The organism is Cryomorphaceae bacterium 1068, assembly GCA_027214385.1.
Taxonomy (GTDB): domain Bacteria; phylum Bacteroidota; class Bacteroidia; order Flavobacteriales_D; family Cryomorphaceae; genus JAKVAV01.
The window spans coordinates 1-5,622 of record JAPVXR010000026.1 but is presented as its reverse complement, the minus strand read 5'-3'; the positions used below and the strand labels follow the sequence as shown (position 1 = coordinate 5,622).

Sequence of the window (5,622 nt, the reverse complement as noted above, 5' to 3'; positions counted from 1 at the left end):
CATTTATATCCATTCGAATCCATTCGTGCCCATTGGTGCAGTTCCGTGGACAAAAAGTGAGCGTGGTCAGTGAGCGCAGCCGAACTGAAGCGAACTCCCGATTAACTCAAAGTCTCGATCAATTCCCTGAACTAACTGGTTCTGAGTTGCCTCGCGAAATGAATCTCAAAGCCACGTGGTTCTAAGGCGTCCGATCGATTCTACTGTAAAACCTTTGCTCTGAATTTTCGTAAACACCGCCTAAGGGATTGCGGTATGTTCAAACTTTTCACAGGCTTTATAAATGCACTGGTGCTTTTTATGTTCGCGCTGTGCTTCCCTGTTTCCCTATTTTCCCAAATCGATTTGAGTGTCACCTCTACCGACAATACGCAATGCGACGGTGAAGGGTGTGGGTATTTTGGTCCGAGCATTCTGATCAACGAATTGATGCTGTCACCTTCGGACAACGATGGATCGATGTGGGGTGGAAACGGAACTCAGGCAGGAGAGTGGATAGAACTCTACAATCCCGACATCTGCAGCCCCATCGATATTTCATGCTATTATTTGGGCAACAATGCCAACGACCCCGATCCCTATTCGGGTGGTTACGTCATTCCTGCCGGAACGGTAGTGCCCGCCGCAGGTTTTGCGCTGATCAGAGGAATCAATGCCGATCCCGTTCCCGCCAATCTATTGGTTGAAAATGGAGGTAACGTTGTCGAACTGGTCGTAACGGGTGCCGGAGTATGTGTGGGTGGGGGAAATCGATTGTGGTTCCCCAATGCGGGTGGATGGTTTGCGTTTTACGATGCCGACGGTGTTCCGCAAGATGCCGTATCCTGGGCTAGCCAAGCCAATACTGATGAGTATCCCTGCGTACCAACCAGCCCGGGTTGTACCTACAGTGGAACCCTAGCCAACTACGATGAATTTCCCGCCGACCGAAAGAATTACATTCTCAATGTTTCGGCGGCTACTTTTCAAGGACAGAGTTTGAGAAGAATCCCCGACGGCGGAGCATGGGATGAAGAAGGACCACCAACTTACGGAACCTGCAATGCCAACTGTCCCGATCCTGCTTTTATTATTTGTAACGGAACCGCTACAGCCAATCCTACGGGTGGTGTAGCGCCTTATACCTTTCAATGGGATGACCCCGACGAACAAACAACTCCCACTGCTGAGAATCTTTGCGCGGGTACCTATTGTGTTACCGTAACCGATTCCAATGGCGATGTGGAAGTACAGTGCGTGCTGGTGGAAGATTACGCTTATGAGTCTACCGTTGAGGATGGTTTCTGTGCGGGCGGGTCATACACCCTTCCGGACAATACCGTGGTCAACACCCCCGGAACGTTCACATCTACCTTTCAGACGGTCAATACGTGCGACAGCACCATAACCATAATCCTGGAGGAGTATCCAACTTATAGTTTCAATCTTACGGAAGAAATCTGTTCAGGACAAACCTATACTCTTCCCGACGGAACGGAAGTTTCGACTGATGGAATCTATCCCGTTGCCCTCCAAACGATCAATGGATGTGACAGCCTTTTCACGATTGACCTTACGGTACTTCCTCCGATTGATGTTCCCTTGGATGTGGAAATTTGTCGAGGAGAATCCTATCAACTTCCCGATGGAAGTACGGTGATCGAAGAAGGGGTCTATCCCGTTTTGACGTCAGGCAACGGCATTGCCTGCGATACGCTATACACGGTAGATCTTCAATTCTACCCCGACATCGCGATAGACATTCTTGAACAAACCGATATTACCTGCTTCGGTGCCGAAGACGGGGTGATCACCTTGGATGTATCCGGTGGCACAGCGCCATACACCTATGCGTGGTCGGATCAAATAGATCATGGTCAAGCCGCTTCTGATCTGGCAGAAGGGTTCTACACGGTAGAACTAACCGATTTAAACGGCTGCACCGCAGATACCATTCTGGAGATTGCAGAACCCGATCCGCTGATACTTACCGCTTCTGCGGATACCACAATTTGCTTTGGAACTTCGACCGATCTCACGGCTATAGCCACCGGTGGAACCGGAGCCATTATATACAACTGGAGTGCATCTAACTTGCAAACAGGAAGTATATCTGTTTCGCCTGATACAGCCACGGTCTATACGGTGGCAGCCCAAGACGAGAATGGCTGCCTTTCTCAAGAGGCCACCATCGTGGTGGAGGTGATCAATATGTTTCCCGAGAACTTGGTCATCACTCCCGACACATCCATTTGCCCTGGAGAGACCGTTGACATTTTCGCCGAGTATTCGGGAGCATACCCACCAAACACTTACCAATGGAGCGCACCTGAATTGACGGGTCAAGGACCTACGACGGTCACGGTTGATTCATCCGTTGTATATGAACTTACGGTCCTCGATGTTTGCGGAAACGCCGTAACGGATTCAGTTGCCATTACCGTTTTTGATCTACCCACAGCCGATTTGCCCGATGTGCTGATCAATGGCTGTTCACCGCTGGATGTGGTATTGGTAGATACTTTGAATACACTACCCGGACTCACGTACCAATGGACTTTGTCAAACGGTGATACCTATTTGGGTAATCCCGCTGAATTTACGCTGACCGATCCAAACCTCTACGAAGTATTTTTGGAAATAAGCACCCAAGAGGGTTGCAAGGTGCAGAGCACCAATGCAATCCCTATTGAAGTCTTTGCTCTTCCCACGGCCTTTTTCTCTGCATCGACTTGGAGCACGAGCATTGAGACTCCCGACATCACTTTTGTGAACGAGAGTGAAGGCTACGTGCTGGATAGTTGGAATATCAACGGTGAGACTTTTGAAAACCAAGACGAATTTGTCTACACCTTTCCTGCTCCTGGAAACTATCCCGTGGACTTGCTGGTCGAGAATGAATTTGGTTGCCGTGACAGCATCACCAGAATGGTTGAGATCAAGATCGACTACGACATTACCATACCCACCGCATTTACACCGGGCGATAATGGCAATAATCCATACTACGATCCGCAAGGAACGGACAATACCGTTTTTTACCCTTTCGCCGATTACGTGGACGAATACCGCATGAGTATTTTCAATCGCTGGGGAGAGTTGATCTTTGAAAGCACGGAAATTGAAAGAGGCTGGAACGGTACCTATCGCGAGCGCATCTGTCCCATGGACGTATACGTCTACCGCATAGACTTTGTCTTTGCCGACGGCACGGAAACGACCAAAGTAGGAGACATAACCTTGATTAGATGATGAAGGGGCATTTGCAGACATATGGAGCAATGCTGCTGATGCTGATTGGCGTGGAGATGTCCGCACAGGATATGCAGTTTTCACAGCCATACAGCAATCCCCTCTACCTCAATCCCGCTTTCGCGGGAAGCATTCAAGCTACCCGAGTAGTAATGAACTACCGTAAGCAATGGCCGGGCATTGAAAACGAATACAATGCCTTAGCGGCGGGAGTCGATATGTACATCGACGACATCAACGCGGGGGTGGGAGTCTCGGTGATGAAAGATGTGGCGGGGGCCAATAATTTGAGCAATACGGTGGCTTCCGTTTACTACTCCCAGCAAATAGCCATTAGCCGAAAGTCGAATCTCGCAGTGGGAGTGAAGGGTAGTTTTGGCCAAAGAGCTTTTGGTGATGGCAATTTTCTTTTTGCCGATCAAATCATCCGAGAGTCGGCTACCAGCCTCTCACAACCCAATTTGAATTTGAGCCGAGCCTATGCCGATTTTGCCGCGGGTATTTTGTACTTCAATACCAAATCGTGGTTGGGCGTTTCTTTGCACCGCATTAATGAGCCCAACCAATCTTTGCTGGGAGGTTCGGATATTATTCCTCGAAAACTGTCGATTCACGGTGGGTCGATCATCCCGATTGAAAGCTTTGAAGAGAGCCTGGGGCAGAAAAAGCTACGGGTAGCCTTCAACTATAAGCAGCAAGGCGAATGGAACCAACTGGACCTGGGCGCATACTTCACGATCTCCCACGTCAATTTCGGAATGTGGTACCGAGGCTTACCCATGAAACCCTATAAACCGGGATACCAAAACAACGAGTCGCTTATCTTCTTGGTGGGCTACGAAGCACCCAAGCGATTCACGTTTGGGTATAGCTACGATATCAGCATCAACAGGCTCTTCGGTTATAGCGGCGGAGCACATGAGATCTCTATGATCTTGGAAGTTCACAACCGCAAGAAGAAGAAAAAGAGACGCATCGTTCCTTGTGCTCGGTTTTAGCAAAACAATTTTTTCTTAGCAAAGTTTCTTTTCGCAAACGGGTGCAGGGTATCCTTAACTCAGAATACGTGCGTGATCATGTCTCCCTCCGTAGGGTGATGACCCACATTGTGGCAAATTTTCAATTTGGTCATTAGATTGACCTTTTGTCTTCCTGTTGTTTTACTCATCAATGTTTGCTTTAAAAGGAATTCTTGAGTTCGATAGTCGCACAGTGGATCAACTAAGTGCATCTTTTTCATTAGATCCGAATCTGCTTCGAAATGAATTTTTCTCTTTCCCTTTTTGTGTTACTAATGAGTATTATAAATTTATCGGAATTCGTGAGCTCGGTTCCTGTGGTCCCTCGGTTGACACAAAAATGGAGAAAAAAGTCAAGGACGTCGAAAGGCAATTTTTGCGCAAGTTAATGCGTGCTTGAGGGTACCGTTAATGCGCTAAACCCCGGCTAAAAACGGACGCGCGCAGTTGCATAGTTATATTGCTCTCCTAGGTCAGACTTCCTACCATATTTAGCTTGTCTCTTAACCCTTTTTACCGGTATTGCTGCGCGACGTCCGAATCATCTTATTGGGTAGATTTACAAATGAGTCAAGAAGTGTAGGGCGTGCCGAGGCACGAGGTGGGGGAGGATGATAGGGATTGCCCACCTTCGTCTTCTCCTTACTCCGGTCGTCGAATCCATCCGTCTCTGACAAATCCCGTCATAAACTCAGTCAAAACACTTATTATCCTACATCAAAAAAAATGACTTTAAGGATGTCCCCCGCTGGCGGGGGTGGGCTTTTGGAGGAACGAAAAAAGGTCGGGGGTGGGAATTGAAACAACTAGAATAGCTATATTCAATTCATGTCTGACCACAACTTCTACAATAAGCATCTGAGAAACTTCGCACATGAGAACAGGAATGCAATGACAAAAGCTGAGGCATGTTTGTGGAAGTATGCCTTGTCCAAACGGCAGATGGTGGGTGCTGGATTCAGACGACAAAGGGCGATAAAAAATTACATTGTAGACTTCATTTGTTTGGAGCTAAAACTTGTGATTGAAGTCGATGGCTATACCCATTTATTGGATGAAGTTCAGATACGAGACGACCGTAAACAAAAAGAATTGGAGAATCTCGGTTATACCGTTCTTCGTTTCAACGATGAAGAGGTTTTGAATGATATGAATCTGGTTCGTGAGGTTATAGAAAGGCAAATAGAAGCTTTAAGAAAAGAGACATGAAGTCTATTCGTCTTTTTTGGTAGGTTTTTAAGATGAAAACTTCCCACCCCCGTCTTCTCCTTCCTCCGGTCGTCGAATCCACCCCCGCCAGCGGGGGACACGTATTCGAGTCAGTTTTGGATTTGATTTAGAATTGGGTTTGTGACTTTATTTACAGATGTTA

General features: G+C 47.5%; 4 protein-coding genes. All 4 read left to right on the top strand.

Features of this window, described 5'->3' with window-relative positions; translation table 11 throughout:
• Positions 1-185 (top strand): hypothetical protein (locus O3Q51_18215; GenBank protein ID MCZ4410757.1); only part of this gene is annotated, 185 nt, incomplete at its 5' end.
• A gap of 70 nt (positions 186-255) precedes the next feature.
• Entirely contained in the window at positions 256-3,231 is a 2,976-nt protein-coding gene (locus O3Q51_18210; GenBank protein MCZ4410756.1) for a gliding motility-associated C-terminal domain-containing protein, read from the top strand.
• Positions 3,228-4,229 (top strand): type IX secretion system membrane protein PorP/SprF, encoded by a 1,002-nt coding sequence (locus O3Q51_18205; protein ID MCZ4410755.1) that lies wholly within the window; start codon positions 3,228-3,230, stop codon positions 4,227-4,229. The genes O3Q51_18210 and O3Q51_18205 overlap by 4 nt, the downstream gene beginning before the upstream one ends.
• Positions 4,230-5,078: 849 nt before the next feature.
• Positions 5,079-5,459: an endonuclease domain-containing protein gene (locus tag O3Q51_18200; protein ID MCZ4410754.1), complete on the top strand. Its 381-nt coding sequence runs from the start codon at positions 5,079-5,081 to the stop codon at positions 5,457-5,459.
• Positions 5,460-5,622: the final 163 nt, after the last annotated feature.